Source organism: Paenibacillus assamensis DSM 18201 (assembly GCF_000422445.1).
Taxonomy (GTDB): Bacteria; Bacillota; Bacilli; order Paenibacillales; family Paenibacillaceae; genus Paenibacillus_B; species Paenibacillus_B assamensis.
In genome coordinates this window covers 671,056-685,920 of sequence record NZ_KE383837.1, presented here as the reverse complement: position 1 = coordinate 685,920, position 14,865 = coordinate 671,056, and the positions used below count along the sequence as shown (strand labels likewise).

Sequence of the window (14,865 nt, the reverse complement as noted above, 5' to 3'; positions counted from 1 at the left end):
GGCCGCCTACATACAATGTATCACTGCGCTGCGAACAGCAGGTTGTGAAAGGCCAGATGTAGCGCAACATGCAGAATACAACGTCGTCAGACTTCTGGAGGTGGCCGGCATGGCGGGCTTATTTACAGCAATTGCCCTCTTTATTAAGCAAATATCTATGCTCGTGTCCTATGTGAAAAACAATGCATTTCCCCAACCGTTGACCGAAGAGGATGAGATGAAGCATCTGTTGCAGATGGCCGAAGGCAATGCGCACTCACGCAATATGCTGATTGAACACAATCTCCGGCTGGTGGCGCATATCGTGAAGAAGTTCGATAATACGGGCGATGATTTGGAGGACCTGATTTCAATTGGTACGATTGGATTGATTAAGGCAATAGAGAGCTTCCAGCCAAACAAAGGGACGAAGCTCGCTACCTTCGCAGCTCGGTGTATTGAGAATGAAATTTTAATGCATTTACGCTCATTGAAGAAAACACGTAAAGATGTATCGTTACATGATCCAATCGGTACCGATAAAGAAGGCAACGAAATTACCTTGATCGATATTCTCGGTACAGACGGTGACGATGTCGTAGACAAAGTACAACTGAAGATAGAGAAGAGCAAAATTTATCGCAATCTTGATATTTTGGACGAACGGGAACAAGAAGTCATTCGCGGTAGATTTGGCTTGGATGGCGGAGGGGACGAACGAACACAACGGGAAATAGCGCGTGAACTGGGAATATCACGGAGCTATGTATCTCGGATTGAGAAGCGAGCTTTGATGAAGCTGTATCACGAATTTTATAAGAAAAAATAATACCAAACACATAAAGGCCGTACTTCCAATTGGAAATCGGTCTTTTCGTGTTATTAATTTAGTAATTGCATGGATATGGTTGTAGGTGTAACCTGATTTATATGTCTTTTGAATGCGTAGTTCTCATGCAATAGCATAACACTTTAACTTATCGTATATTTTATAGTGGAAATGGAGTTATCAAATATGACTGTTATCGAGTATCACTCCGTGTCTAATGAATCTGGCAACAGTGAAGAAATTACAGCAAGTACGAGCACAGTACCAACCTATTTGTGTCGACATATCGCTCATGCGCCCGCAGACATGGACTGGCAGGAGATGCAGGTGATCCAATTAGTCGATGTAGAAACAGGGGAGCAGCCAAGACTCCAAACTACTGTTCAAGCATGTTGGACGGATGCAGCACTGCATATTAGGTTTACTTGCGAAGATGATTATATACATAGTCCTTACCATGATCGAGATGATCTTTTGTTTCATGGGGATGTCGTGGAATGGTTTATCGATGTAGATGGAAAGGGATTGCAGTATTATGAGTTTAATTTGAGCCCTAACAACGTTGTGTTTGACGCGCTTATTTTGAATGAACCAGGTAAGGAAAGAGAGTATTTATTGGAATGGAATGCAGATGGTCTGAGCACAAGCGTTACACAACTGGAGTCAACTGCGTATGATAAGCAAACTGCCCAGCAATCGATACAAGAACAGGTGCGTGTTTTCTCATATATGATTGAACTTCCCTTCACAGATTTGAACACGACTCCTCAAGAGGGAAGTGAGTGGAGATTCAATGGTTACCGTATTGATGAGAACACAGATAAGGAACGTTCTTACTGGGCTTGGTCACCTACAGGGGAAATAAATTTCCATGTGCCTGAACGATTTGGTTGTCTGCGTTTTGTCCGATAAGCAGCAGTATAAGTAATATAATCGTATCCGAAGCCTTCTCACCTCTACAAAAGTGGAGAGAAGGTTTTTTGCTATGGGTAATGTCCAGACAGGCAAATGCCACATACAATGAAATATGCAGCTAAGGTAAAGGAGTGATAATTATGGTTTCTTACGGTAACTATAAGTCCAAATCAGTTGATTTAGACGCGAATCAACATCTATACACGTTTTTGTTTGATGTTCTTGCGCTGCTGCTGTTTGTGTTGCTTGTTTATCTTCTATTGCAGGCAGCGTAAAGGTAAATAAAGCATAAAGCCCCTTTTCTCCTTATAGAAAAAGCTACTTACACACAAATCTATAATCCCCATAATCTAACAATCAACTTTATTGTCATGGTTAACATATTCCCGCTTCATTGGACAAATACTGTAACAGACATCTGCCTGACAGATGCGATTAAGATGGCAGGAGGGTTGCCCGTGGCGACTTCGACGAAATCTAAATCCCCATTGTGGAAAGACGGCCAATGGAACATGTCCGATCAGCAATATCAGCAAATCGCAAAGAAGCGGGAGCCTGCACGTTCGGTCTTCGCTAACTGTGTACGAGCATTTCTAGTGGGCGGTACCATTTGCGTGATCGGACAAGCGATTTCGCAAGCATTAGTGAAATGGGCGGATATGACAAAGGAAGAAGCGAGTGGACCTACCATTTGCATATTAATTTTTATTTCCGTCGTTTTGACCAGCTTCGGTGTGTACGACAAATTAGCTCAATGGGCAGGGGCTGGTTCAGCGGTTCCGGTAACAGGATTCGCCAACTCCATGTCTTCGGCGGCGATGGAGCATCGTTCGGAAGGCTTGGTGCTTGGAGTAGGGGCTAATATGTTCAAGTTAGCTGGTTCGGTTATCGTATTTGGAACGGTGGCTGCCTTTTTTGTAGCGTTGGTGTATCTCATTTTTGGCTTGAAGCATTAGTGAGATGATTTTCTTTTATGTACACAATGATGTACACATTTCTAGAAGAACAACGTGAATGAAAGGAGGACGACGTATGCATATTGGCCGCCAAACGTGGCTGTTCAAGAACAAGCCGGTCATTATAAGTACGGGAACAGTGGTTGGCCCAGATGAAGGTGAAGGGCCGCTTGCAGCGACCTTTGATTTTGTCCACGATGATTTGGACATGCAGGAGAAAAGCTGGGAGAAGGCAGAGCGTAAGCTTCTGGAACAAGCGACAGAACTTGCTGTGCTGAATGCTAAGCTGAAAGACGAGGATATTAACTACTTTGTTGGTGGGGACTTATTAAACCAAATTATTAGCAGCAGCTTTGCTGCACGCAAGCTCGGGATACCGTATTTGGGCGTGTTCGGCGCCTGTTCTACAGCGATGGAATCATTAGCTGTTGCATCTCTGCTTGTAGATACGGGCAATGCGAAGTATGCGATGGCTGGGACATGCAGTCATAACTGCACCGCGGAGAAACAATTCCGCTATCCAACGGAATACGGCTCACAGAAGCCGCCTACTGCACAATATACGGTAACAGGTGCAGGGGCAGCCGTAGTAGCCCAGCAAGGAGATGGTCCGCGAGTCATTGCGGCTACCATTGGTAAAGTCATTGACTTTGGCATTACGGATCCGTTCAATATGGGAGCAGCGATGGCTCCTGCTGCAGTGGATACGATCCAGACCCACATTGAAGATTTGAAGCGCAAAGCCTCGGATTATGACCTTATCGTTACAGGTGACTTGGCAAAGGTTGGACATGCTATTGCAAAAGATTTATTTGCACAGAACAATTTTTCATTGGAAGGTACTGTGTTCAACGATTGCGGTCTCATGGTATTTGATACCGATAAACAGAAGGTGCAGGCTGGTGGGAGTGGCTGTGGTTGTACGGCTGTTGTCACGTATGGGCATATATTGCAGCGTATGAAAAAAGGAGAGTTAAAGCGGGTGCTGATCGCCGCGACGGGTGCTTTGTTGTCGCCGTTATCGTACCAGCAAGGGGAGACGATTCCGAGTATTTCACATGCGGTTACGCTCGAAATGGAGGATGCACCATGACCTTTGTATGGGCTTTTATTGTAGGTGGATTAATATGTGTAATTGGACAGCTTATGTTTGACATTGCAAAACTTACACCAGCACATACGATGGCCATTCTCGTTGTGGCTGGCGCTGTAATCGATGGTATTGGATGGTACGATCCACTCATTGAGTTTGCAGGTGCAGGAGCAACTGTTCCCATTACAAGCTTCGGCAACTCACTTGTCCATGGAGCTTTGACTCAGCTTGATAAGGATGGTTGGGTTGGTGCAGTCAGTGGTATTTTTAAGACGACAAGCGCGGGCATATCAGCAGCGATTGTGTTCTCATTTTTAGCAGCGCTGTTTGTTCGACCGAAGGGGTAGCAAGCCTGAATGTGACGCTTGTGATAGTCAAAGCTAACGTAGATCAGTTCACACTAGAAGAAGCCGTTTCTTATAAAATGGGATTCCAAACCATTTAAAAAGAGACGGTTTTTTGTTTTTTTATAATAGCCCCAATCTATCAATGTGAGATATTAAAAAATAATATTTGGGTCAAATGTGCTGTTTAATCAAGCAGCGGAAGGTGATTCGACAGAAATGGGAGTGATTAATATAAATAGTCGTTGTTTTTGGTACGTGTACGTTCGTTCTCTTATAGTGTAAAATAATAGGATGTAATCTTGATTATACAATTTTATACATCAATATTCATAAGTTGCCTGAGGAGGTTTCAGCATGAACACATCCCCACTGCACGCTAGTATGTTGCATCTTCAATCTACATTGGAAAAATACATATTAGGGAAACATCAAGAAATTGAACTACTATTAACAGCGGTTATCGCTGGCGGACATATTCTCATTGAAGATGTACCAGGTACAGGGAAGACACAGCTCATTAAGTCGCTCGCGCGATCATTGGAGGGGCAGTTTCGCAGGGTGCAGTGCAACCCGGATCTGCTGCCGACAGATATAACGGGTATGTTTATTTTTCATCCGAAAGATCAAGCATTCATATTCCGCCAAGGTCCGATCATGACGAATTTTTTACTCGTAGATGAAATAAACCGAGCTACGACGAAGACGCAATCGGCTTTGCTTGAAGCGATGGAAGAGCATCGAGTGACTATTGACGGTCAAACCTTTGATCTGCCGCAGCCATTTGTCATGTTCGCTACGCAAAATCCGATAGAGTTTGAGGGTACGTATGCGCTGCCTGAGGCGCAGCTCGATCGTTTTATGATGAAGATTCATTTAGGTTATCCAGATGAGGCAACAGAGAAGTTGATGTTGTTCCGTCATGTATACGGTCAGCCGTCTGAGCGAGTAGAGACAATTGCCAATATCGAACTCATACATAAAGTACAAGAAGAAGCGAAGCATGTGCATGCCGATGATGCGATAGGTGGTTATATTATCGATATCGTTCGTGCGACACGCAAGCATCGTCATATTTTGCTTGGAGCGAGTCCACGTGCATCGCTTGCGCTTATACAGGCTTCCAAGGCGTACGCATGGTTGAAAGGCCGCTCTTATGTTACACCAGATGATATTAAAGAAATAGCTCCACATGTGCTGTGCCATCGCCTGATGATAAGTATGGACGCTAAAATAGAAGGTGTTAGTGCTAAGTCTATTTTGGATCAAATTCTTAAACAGGTGCCAGTGCCAATTCGATTGGAGATGTAAAGTGATGACAGAGCACCAGCCGTTATTTTTACGTCGTCGAAATCGTTATGTGCCTGTGTACGCAGCTTGTCTCATTTATGCTTCATTAATTTTATATTTTTTATTTCAAGGTGGAAAAACTTCTTTCATGCTGCTCGTGATGGCAACCATTCTTGCTTGCTACTGGCTACTTGGAGCTAGAAATGGTATTAGAAAGGTGACAGGTGCTCGTACATTTGGGAGTGGGGCTGACCAATCTTTTACTGTGGGTTCTTCTATCCCTGTACATGTAGAAATCTGTGTTCCAGGTTGGTTCCCAATCCCATATATCGTGGTAAAAGACGGTGTAAGCCGTTTTGGCAAGCCGATACGGATACACGAGACAGTCGTTTCCTTAGATACGAAGCGACGAGCTGTCGTTGAATATCGAATTGTTCTGCACAAGAGGGGCAGCTATCAATTTATCGAGACTAGCTGTCAGACAAGGGATCTGTTTGGGCTATTTATGCAGGAAGGACGTTTTCAAGAGAAACAAGAGATTCATGTGCTTCCGCAAACGATAACGATAGCATCCTGGCCAACGTCTCCTTATTGGCGCAATATGCATCATCATGATCAAATAAAAGCGATTCATCGCAGAGAATCGACTCAGCTAAGCGGTATACGAGAATATGTACCGGGAGATCGCTTATCAAGAATTCATTGGAATGCTACCGCTAGAACAGGAGAATTGAAATCCAAACAGTACGAGTTCGAAGGCATTCCACGTCTTATCATTGTGTTGGATTGTGCTGCGGAGGCGTATGATTCTGAGGAGCAATTCGAATTAGCTGTTTCGGTCGCTGCTTCTCTGGCAGAATACGGACGTAAAAATAAACGCCAAGTAAATGTTGTCGGTATTCATTCCGGATTGACGATATGGTCATCGGATGCCGTACGTGAGAAGACTAAATCCTACCGTGAGTGGTTGGCTTCGGTGCATCTTGATGCTACCGTGGGAAATAAGCTTGATGGATCTGCTTGGATAAGCAGTTGGATGAGTCATTCCGAACTTCAGCGAGGCGGGATGGTTGCTTGGGTAGGTGGGGAAGACAACCCACGTCAGCTGTCGGCAGCAACCGTGCTTAGTCAATACGGTTTGTTCGGCAGTTGTTTTGGAGTTGGTCAGCAATCTGGTCAAGGAACAAATAACCAAGCTCAATTAGCGCGTCTAGGATTTGATTACATTTTTGTTCCAGAGTTGAATCAACTCCCGGTTCGATTGGGGGGACAGAAGTAATGGAACTTGCTCGTTCAAAGGAAAACCGCGAGAGCTTCGATCGCAGGCAGCAGCAGGCGCATGATCATAACGCTGGACGATCAAAAAGATGGAAATATGCTTTTTTTGGTCTTCACTGGGAGAAGCGTCTTATTGCCGTATGTATATACTTGATTATGTCTCAATGGACGACGGCTCTTGTTCCTTACTGGTATGAAGAGACGATTGAAATGACGAGAAATATGCTGGATGGGGTACTCATCTTGACCCTTCTGCTTCCAGCTGTGCCTTGGGCGAGATTATTAGCAGGCATGTTTATTGTCATATGGTCTGTAAGAGCAGGTGGACATGCCTATGAACTATGGGGGTCTGCGGCAAGTTACGAAGGCATCCGATTTTCTTTTTCAGACTACCATCCTTATATTTGGTTAGTTGGCCTTATTTGGTGCACCTATGAGATTTTTAATCAAACAGTCCGCTGGACATGGCATGTTATGTTATTGCTCGTTATTCAGTTTATCGTGTTTGGTGCGCTCGATTCCTTTACATCAGACGAGTTGTGGGATCAGGTTGCATGGTTGACAGGAGCATCGCTAGTATGGTTGATTGCCCTTCACTTCAGCTCGATCAATCGTCGGTTTCCCCATATGTGGCGGGGTTCTGCACGTTATCCGATTCAGATGTTGGTCAGTGCTGTTGTATTAGTCTCGCTCATTGTTACTTCGGGTGTTAGTATGCCGACGGTGCAGCCTATTTTGCAAGATCCTTATACCACTTGGGTAAATGGAGGATATGGTGCAGGTATGGGAGGCGGTACATCGCAAGCTAATACAACTTCGGGATACAGTCGCACGGATCAAGATTTGGGTGGAGGCTTCAACCTTGATTTTTCGCCTGTTATGGATGTAACTTCGGATGTGCGCGGCTATTGGCGAGGTGAATCAAAGTATTCTTATGATGGTACCGGTTGGAAAGATTCCGTTCCGCAACTAGATGAGCCATTGCCGAATGAACAGCTTCGGCTTCCTACGGATACACGACCTGATGAATTAATACCGAAACGTAAAATAAAGCAGAAAATTGAAATGCTGAATGATGAAGCGTATCCGGTGTTGTTCGGTATGGGGATGATAGCTTCCTATGATATTATTTCGACTGAACAGCAAGGTACAGTACGATGGGGGGCTAGAGATGCAGAGCTATGGTATTACTCCAAGCCAGAATCATATCCCAAATCGTATAGTATTGTATCTGAAGTTGTCATTTTGGAGTCTCATATGGCTGCCAAAGCTACAAAGGATGGCAGTACCCCGGAGTATGGTCTAGACGAAAATTGGGATCCTTATTTGCAACTTCCGGATACTGTACCTGCAAGGGTAAAAAATTTAGCCTATGATATAACTCGTGATGTTGACAACGATTATGAGCGTGCGGTTCTCATTGAGGAGCATTTACGAGAGAAGTATTTTTATACGACGAAGCCTGATGTAAGCAAAAAGGAGAGTGAGGACTTCGTCGATTCCTTCCTATTTGAAATACAGGAAGGATATTGTGACTACTATTCTTCTTCTATGGCGGTTATGCTTCGTTCATTAGGAGTACCAACGCGCTGGGTTAAAGGGTATGCTCCTGGTACGAACACGTATATGATGGACGGGGGCCGTCCTGATCAAATGAATAGCCCTGCGAATGATCTTGGCAGTGCAACGTATCGCGTGACCAATGCGGATGCTCATTCTTGGGTAGAAGTATGGTTAGACGAGTATGGTTGGGTTGCGTTCGAGCCGACACCAGGCTTCAACTTGCCAATTATTTCTGAAAATCCAGGTGCCGAGAAAGAAAAGGCTCAAGAGCCTGAAGTGAAACAGGAAGAAAATAAGCCAGTAGCAGAGAAAGAAGAAGAATCCGAGGTTTCCTTGCCCACTTGGGTAGCGAAAGCAGCACAAATCATTCTCATGTTGAGTGTTGCAGCAGCGCTTGCTTATATGTTGTTCCGTTGGTCTCAGGTTGGATTCTCCTTGCGCTGGTTCCGCCTACTGAGTAAGAAACTGTCCATGCGCGAGCGCATTATACTTGAAACTGAAATGTGGCTTAGTTATTGCCGTATGAAGGGATGGCGGCGTGCGGAAGGCGAGACGGTTCGTGAAATGGTCACACGTTTATTCCCGCAAGATGATAGCCGCAAAATTGCAGCTGAGCAAATTGTAGCGGCTTTTGAAGAGGCAAAATATAGTGGACGTGAACTTAGCGAAGAGGATTGGCAACAATTGAAAAATGCGGTTCGCCGATTTAAACACCCTCGTTCGACAGTTTTATGATAAGATGAACAAAGATAGCCGTATTCGGTACGTGAGCTAAGCGACGAATACGGCATTTTTTTGCATGAAAAACGAACAATATGGTATAGTTTTTCGTATGAAAAAGAGGTGACAGCGTTGTTAGAGGGACTTATTCCACGTTTGCGTGTAGGTACGGTTTATGATATCGACTTGGACTTGCTTCAAGATAAAGGATATAAAGGCATTATTACAGATTTGGACAATACGCTAGTTGGGGCCAAAGACCCTCTCGCGAACCCGAAGCTGGAAGCTTGGTTGGAAGAAGTAAAACGCAGAGGCTTTAAATTGGTCATCGTATCGAACAATAACGAGCATCGCGTGGCGCATTTTGCCACTCCATTGGATATTCAATATGTGCATGCGGCACGTAAACCAGCGCTAAAGGCGTTTCATAAGGCACTCCGACTTATGGAATTGAAGCCAGAAGAAACGATTGTAATCGGTGATCAGATGCTGACTGATGTAATGGGTGGCAATCGAATGGGAATGTTTACGATTCTTGTACAGCCGATTGCGATTCATGATGAAGGCTGGACGACACGGATTAATAGAAGAATAGAACGGATTGTCACTGCTCGTTTACGGAGAACAGGCAAGTGGCATGAGGAGGACTAACATCAATGGGTAACGAAACGATACAGCAGTGCAGCGGCTGTGGGGTCAAGCTGCAAACGGACAAGCCAGCGGAGCTAGGCTATTTGCCTCAGCAAGCATTGGAGCGGACGCCAGTTATTTGCCAGCGCTGTTTCCGTATCAAAAACTATAATGAAGCAATGAGCGTAACGATGAACAATGATGATTTCCTTCGTATGCTGAGCCGAATTGGGCAAGAGGATGCAGTTGTCATTCACATCGTCGATTTGTTCGATTTCGATGGAAGCTTAATTTCGGGTTTGCAGCGTTTCGTGGGGAACAATCCTGTGCTGCTCGTTGTTAACAAGATTGACTTGCTGCCGAAGTCTACGAACTGGAACCGTTTGACGAACTGGGTACAGCGTCAGGCGAAAGAGCATGGCATTCGTATTGTGGACGTTATTTTAGTGAGTGCGAAGCGCAATCTAGGTTTCGAACGCTTGTTGGATCAGGTGGGTAACTATCGTGGCAATCGTGACGTGTATGTGGTTGGTGCAACGAATGTAGGCAAGTCTACACTTATTAATCGCCTCATTAATGATTACAGCGATATGGAGCGAGAATTGACTACGTCCCGTTATCCAGGGACAACTTTGGATATGGTAAACATTCCATTGGATGATGGCAAGCATATCGTAGATACGCCTGGTATCGTTTATACGAGTCGTTTGACAGAGCTAGTGGCTAGAGAAGATCTTGGAACTTTGCTGCCAGACAAGCCGCTTAAGCCGAAAGTATATCAATTGAATGAAGGGCAGACGTTATTCTTTGGTGCTTTTGCTCGTATGGACTTTGCAGAAGGGGAACGTCAATCCTTCACATGTTATGTATCCAATGCAATGCCAATCCATCGTACAAAGTTGGATCGCGCAGATGAGTTGTATGAACAGCATGCGGGTGACATGCTTGCTCCACCAACGAAGGAACGTCTTGTTGATATTCCGGCATGGACGAAGCACCAGCTTCGCATTAATCGTGGCAGTGCGACAGACGTATTTGTATCTGGCTTAGGCTGGATTCGCTGCAATGGCAAGGAAGGTGCGATTATTAACATCCACGTACCAAAAGGAGTTAAGGTCATTACACGACCTGCTTTAATCTAAAAATAGCACTCCCGATATCGCAACCAGACACACGATTAAATTCGGGTGAAGGAGTTGGAGATAAAGATGGTAACGCCGACTGTGGTGAGTACTGCTAGCACATCCCTTATATCGAGCAGCACGCAGCTGCTTGCCGTTATAGGAGATCCGATAAGACAGTCCAAATCACCGCTTATGCACAACGCTGCCTTGCAGGCTTGCCATTGGGATGGTGTATACACTGCTTTTCAAGTGCCTTCGGAGCAATTGGAGCAAGCCATTGCCGGTATGCGCGCTTTAGGAATCAAGGGAATGAACGTTACGATTCCTCACAAAGAGCAAGTCGTACACTATCTGGACCAACTGGATGAAAGTGCAAGCGCGAGTGGAGCGGTTAATACAATTGTGAATGACAACGGGACATTAATCGGTTACAATACGGACGGACTTGGATATGTGCGATCTTTAAAGGAAGAGTCCGGTGTTGATGTATCTTCTGCCTCGATCCTTATTGTCGGTGCAGGGGGCGCGGCACGCGGAATCGCCTATGCGCTGTTGAGAGAAGGCTGTCGCAAGTTGTATGTAGCTAATCGGACGCAAGAGCGAGCGATTCAGCTTGCTGAGGACTTAGCGAAGTTTGGGACCGTGTTCCCAATTGGCATCGATGAAGGGATTCCAGATTTACATCCAGACGAGGTAAATGTGGTCATTCAGACAACTTCAGTTGGTATGCATCCGAATGTGGATGAATCTCCCGTTGCGGTCTCATGGCTTAGACAGCATATGGTTGTGAGCGACATTATTTACAATCCGCTTCGCACAAAGTTGCTTCAATCCGCAGAACAGCTAGGAGCAACGGTTCATGAAGGATTAGGCATGTTTGTGTATCAAGGAGCCATTGCATTTGAGCTGTGGACGCAGCAGCCAGCTCCGACGGCATTGATGAGACAGACCGTCTATGATACGCTGGGCAAATGATTTGACTCGTATCTAAATATGGTATAAAGAAGAAGGTTGTCCCATTTAGGACAGCCTTCTTACAGTGAGTATACGAAATATAGCTAGCTGTTCAACGTCTTCGTTTCGTAAAGAGTAGATAATCACGTACCGTACCGATATGAAGGCATAGCTTATCCTAGTTTGCAGGATAAGAAGTATATTAGGCAGTGACAACAGGAAGGATGAATAACATTCATGTTAACAGGTAAACAAAAGCGCTATTTGCGTTCTCTAGCTCATAATCTACAACCTATTTTTCAAGTTGGTAAAGGCGGCGTAAACGATCAGCTTATTCGCCACATTGAAGAAGCAATCGAAACACGTGAACTTATTAAAATATCGATCTTAAACAACTGCTTGGAAGATCGTTTCGAAATTGGCGACGAGTTGTCCAAACAATCTGGTGCAGAGCTTGTACAAGTTATCGGCAAGACGATTGTATTGTACAAGGAGTCTAAGGATAAGAAGCAAATTGAATTGCCTAAGTCCAAATAATTAGACAAAACACGTTAATTGTGTGAAATAGAATGGAAATGGCTAGGGGGCTCGGTGATGCAGGTTGCTGCAAAGCGTATTGGAATTATGGGGGGAACATTTGACCCGATTCATCTTGGTCATTTGCTGGCAGCGGAAGCAGCCTACGAGGCAGCGGGGCTGGATGAAGTATGGTTCATGCCGACGCATGTTCCACCTCACAAGACGAGGCAGCCTGAAGCGAGCCAAGAGTATCGCTTGCAGATGGTCGAGCTCGCTGTCGCCCCTGTAGATCATTTTCATGCTAGTTCATGGGAATTAGAACAAGGCGGCGTTTCGTATACATGGGATACGGTGCAAGGACTGCGGGCCCAATATCCAAATGTAGACTGGTACTGGATTATTGGCGGTGATATGGTGGCTTATTTGCCCCAATGGCATGCTATTGAGGAATTGATGAGCGCGATTCACTTCATTGGCTTACAAAGGCCAGGATCGTCGTGGACGGTTGAAGCGCTGCCGCCAGCATGGCAGCAGCGAATTATTGAAGTAGCAATGCCTCAGCTGGATATTTCCTCAACGAATATTCGCAAGCGTCGTAAAGATGGAAGGTCCATTCGCTTCCTCGTACCGGATACGGTGGAGCAATACGTGAAGAGGTGGGAATTGTATGAAACTGACTCGCGATGAGCTAATGGAAGCGGTTCGTTCCCAGATGCCGGCTTCTAGATGGAATCATACAGCTGGAGTGATGGCAACCGCTATACAGCTTGCTGAACAATACGGAGTAGACCCGGTTAAGGCAGACTTGGCAGCACTGCTGCATGATGTAGCCAAATACTGGCCCACGTCCAAAATGGAACAGGTTATTCGTGAGCAGCAGTTGCCGAGCGATCTCCTTCATCATGATAAAGTATTGTGGCATGCTCCAGTGGGAGCGGTTGTGGCGGAACGTGATTACGGTGTGACGGATGTGGAAATATTGGATGCCATCCGATACCATACTTCTGGGCGTGTGCAAATGACGATGTTGGATAAAGTGATTTGTCTAGCTGACTACATGGAGCCAGGACGTGATTTTCCAGGTGTGGACCGGATTCGTGAGTTGTCGAAGCAGAGCTTGGAGAAGGCGCTGCTTGCTGGATTGGACAGCACAATTTCGTTCCTGCTCGAAAAGGGCGCGCGTATTTATCCGTTAACGATAGATGCACGCAATGCCTTAATAGAAGAAATTCAGGCAGGCGCTGCCGTGAACTAATGGCGTGATGCCTTAAGGTGTGCAGCCGCAGAGGGCGAGCCTACGGGGAGTAGCGTTTGTACAGAAAAATATAGAATGAAAGTAATTACCAGGAGGCTAACTAATGAAATTGACAATTGAACAATTGCTTGAAAAAACAGTACATGCTGCAGAAGATAAGAAAGCGATGGATATCGTGGCGCTAGATTTGAAAGGAATTTCTTTGATCGCCGATTATTTCGTAATTTGTCATGGTAACTCCGATACACAAGTACAGGCGATTACGAACGAAATTCGTAAAACGGCACATGAAGCAGGAGTAGCTGTTCGTGGTACAGAAGGGCTTGATTCTGCTCGTTGGGTACTTGTGGATCTTGGAGATATCGTTGTACACGTATTCCATCGTGAGGAACGCGAATTCTACAACTTGGAGAAGTTGTGGTCTGATGCGAAAGTTGTGGAGCTAGCATGACATTAACAGCTGGTACGATTCAACGATTGCGAGTGGCACGTGAAGTGTCACCGTTCGGTTATTTTTTAACGGATGAAGAGCATGACGTTATTTTGCACTATACCGAGCTAACGCGCGAGATTCATATTGAGGAAGAGCTGGACGTGTTTCTGTTCTTTGATACCGAAGATCGTCTTGCATCAACGATGAAACACCCTATGTTGACTTTGAACGAAGTTGGCTTAGTGAAAGTGGCTGATCAAACTCGTTATGGATATTTCCTTGAAATCGGCATCGGCAGACAATTGTTGCTGCCAAAGTTCGAGCTGCCTGATTTTGAGCCTTTGTATCCAGAGGTGGGCGATTCGGTTTATGTGAAAATGGTTCATGATAAATATGGCCGCTTAATGGCTAAGCTTGCAACAGAGGAAGATCTAGCACCACTAGTGTTCCATGCACCTACAACTTGGATGAATACGTGGCAGGATGCGATTGTGTATCGTGCTTTGAAAATGGGTACATTTTTCGTCATTCAAGGTGGATTGCTTGGATTCGGTGCGATCGGACTTCTTCATCAATCACAGCGTCCAACGGCGCTTCGAATTGGCGAACGTGTTCGCGTCCGTGTTTCTCATGTGCGTGAGGACGGTCGTGTAAATGTAACGTTGGCAGAGCGAAAAGAAGTTGGCATGGATCAAGATGCAGAGAAGCTGTTCAAGCTGATTAAAGAACGCTCCAATGGGGCAATGCCTTATTCCGATGAGACGCCAGCAGATGTCGTTAAGCAGCGCTTCAATACGAGCAAGTCATCCTTCAAGCGGGCAATGGGTCGTTTGATGAAGGCTGGACTTGTCGTGCAAGAAGGCAGTTGGACGAAGCTGACAGAGAGCGGTGAAGCTACGAGCATTGAAGACGCGATGCATATGCTGAGCATGATGCCATCGCAGCCTAAGCGCCCAGCTTCTGCTTCAGAGGCTCCTCGTGGC

Annotated in this window: 16 protein-coding genes and 1 pseudogene; all 17 read left to right on the top strand. The window is 45.4% G+C overall.

Annotation, left to right across the window (positions count from 1 at the left end):
* The first annotated feature begins 109 nt into the window (after positions 1-109).
* The gene (sigK, locus tag H580_RS0117470; RefSeq protein ID WP_028595930.1) at positions 110-808 is read left to right on the top strand and encodes an RNA polymerase sporulation sigma factor SigK; all 699 of its coding nucleotides are present in this window, start codon (positions 110-112) and stop codon (positions 806-808) included.
* A 186-nt stretch (positions 809-994) separates the two neighbouring features.
* Positions 995-1,720, top strand: a complete 726-nt coding sequence (locus H580_RS0117465) for a carbohydrate-binding family 9-like protein (protein ID WP_051217521.1) — start codon at positions 995-997, stop codon at positions 1,718-1,720.
* A 143-nt stretch (positions 1,721-1,863) separates the two neighbouring features.
* A complete protein-coding gene (locus tag H580_RS26850; protein ID WP_281167983.1) occupies positions 1,864-1,998 on the top strand; it encodes a hypothetical protein in 135 nt (44 codons plus the stop codon).
* Positions 1,999-2,181: 183 nt separating this feature from the next.
* On the top strand, positions 2,182-2,679 hold the full coding sequence (gene spoVAC / locus H580_RS0117455) for a stage V sporulation protein AC (protein ID WP_028595928.1): 498 nt from the start codon (positions 2,182-2,184) through the stop codon (positions 2,677-2,679).
* A gap of 76 nt (positions 2,680-2,755) precedes the next feature.
* On the top strand, positions 2,756-3,772 hold the full coding sequence (gene spoVAD / locus H580_RS0117450; RefSeq protein WP_028595927.1) for a stage V sporulation protein AD: 1,017 nt from the start codon (positions 2,756-2,758) through the stop codon (positions 3,770-3,772).
* Positions 3,769-4,119: a stage V sporulation protein AE gene (gene spoVAE / locus H580_RS0117445; protein ID WP_028595926.1), complete on the top strand. Its 351-nt coding sequence runs from the start codon at positions 3,769-3,771 to the stop codon at positions 4,117-4,119. Before spoVAD ends, spoVAE begins: the two co-directional genes overlap by 4 nt.
* Positions 4,120-4,473: 354 nt before the next feature.
* Positions 4,474-5,427 carry an AAA family ATPase gene (locus H580_RS0117440; protein ID WP_051217520.1) on the top strand — a complete coding sequence of 318 codons (954 nt, stop codon included), beginning with the start codon at positions 4,474-4,476 and terminating at the stop codon, positions 5,425-5,427.
* 4 nt (positions 5,428-5,431) lie between these two features.
* Complete coding sequence (locus H580_RS0117435) at positions 5,432-6,685, top strand: DUF58 domain-containing protein (protein ID WP_028595924.1); 1,254 nt, start codon at positions 5,432-5,434, stop codon at positions 6,683-6,685.
* Positions 6,685-8,982, top strand: coding sequence for a transglutaminase TgpA family protein (locus H580_RS0117430; protein WP_028595923.1), 2,298 nt, complete (start codon positions 6,685-6,687; stop codon positions 8,980-8,982). The genes H580_RS0117435 and H580_RS0117430 overlap by 1 nt, the downstream gene beginning before the upstream one ends.
* Before the next feature lie 117 nt (positions 8,983-9,099).
* Positions 9,100-9,618: a YqeG family HAD IIIA-type phosphatase gene (locus tag H580_RS0117425; RefSeq protein ID WP_028595922.1), complete on the top strand. Its 519-nt coding sequence runs from the start codon at positions 9,100-9,102 to the stop codon at positions 9,616-9,618.
* A 5-nt stretch (positions 9,619-9,623) separates the two neighbouring features.
* A complete protein-coding gene (yqeH, locus tag H580_RS0117420; RefSeq protein WP_028595921.1) occupies positions 9,624-10,739 on the top strand; it encodes a ribosome biogenesis GTPase YqeH in 1,116 nt (371 codons plus the stop codon).
* A 66-nt stretch (positions 10,740-10,805) separates the two neighbouring features.
* Entirely contained in the window at positions 10,806-11,696 is an 891-nt protein-coding gene (aroE, locus tag H580_RS0117415; protein ID WP_051217519.1) for a shikimate dehydrogenase, read from the top strand.
* 216 nt (positions 11,697-11,912) lie between these two features.
* On the top strand, positions 11,913-12,212 hold the full coding sequence (gene yhbY, locus H580_RS0117410) for a ribosome assembly RNA-binding protein YhbY (RefSeq protein WP_028595919.1): 300 nt from the start codon (positions 11,913-11,915) through the stop codon (positions 12,210-12,212).
* A gap of 57 nt (positions 12,213-12,269) precedes the next feature.
* Positions 12,270-12,881, top strand: coding sequence for a nicotinate-nucleotide adenylyltransferase (locus H580_RS0117405; RefSeq protein ID WP_036605394.1), 612 nt, complete (start codon positions 12,270-12,272; stop codon positions 12,879-12,881).
* Positions 12,862-13,449, top strand: a complete 588-nt coding sequence (yqeK, locus tag H580_RS0117400) for a bis(5'-nucleosyl)-tetraphosphatase (symmetrical) YqeK (RefSeq protein ID WP_084509313.1) — start codon at positions 12,862-12,864, stop codon at positions 13,447-13,449. The genes H580_RS0117405 and yqeK overlap by 20 nt, the downstream gene beginning before the upstream one ends.
* A gap of 103 nt (positions 13,450-13,552) precedes the next feature.
* A complete protein-coding gene (gene rsfS / locus H580_RS0117395; RefSeq protein WP_028595916.1) occupies positions 13,553-13,900 on the top strand; it encodes a ribosome silencing factor in 348 nt (115 codons plus the stop codon).
* Positions 13,897-14,766 (top strand): annotated as a pseudogene (locus tag H580_RS24660) (CvfB family protein); the annotation flags it as partial. The gene rsfS and the pseudogene H580_RS24660, both read left to right, overlap by 4 nt.
* Between the last annotated feature and the right edge of the window lie 99 nt (positions 14,767-14,865).